The sequence below is a fragment of the Chryseobacterium sp. SIMBA_028 genome, assembly GCF_046535285.1.
In the GTDB taxonomy this organism is placed as follows: Bacteria; Bacteroidota; Bacteroidia; order Flavobacteriales; family Weeksellaceae; genus Chryseobacterium.
Genome location: NZ_JAWRWZ010000639.1, coordinates 1 through 249 on the forward strand (window position 1 = coordinate 1; position 249 = coordinate 249).

At 60.6% G+C, this 249-nt stretch carries 1 pseudogene; it reads left to right on the forward strand.

Annotation, left to right across the window (positions count from 1 at the left end):
• Window positions 1-249 (forward strand): annotated as a pseudogene (locus SCA31_RS24795) (hypothetical protein); the annotation flags it as partial.

Sequence of the window (249 nt, forward strand, 5' to 3'; positions counted from 1 at the left end):
CGCTGTTCTGGGCCGCCGAAGCCATCGTCGCCAATCCCGCGTTGCGGCTGATCTACTCCGACGAGGACAAGATCGACGAGCGCGGCGAGCGCTATGAGCCGTACTTCAAGTGCGGCTGGAATCGCGAGCTCTTTTACGGGCAAAACCTGTTTAGCCACCTCGGTCTGTTCCAGCGCGAACTGGTCGATCAAGTCGGTGGATTTCGCGTTGGCTTCGAAGGGGCGCAGGACCACGATCTGGTGTTGCGCT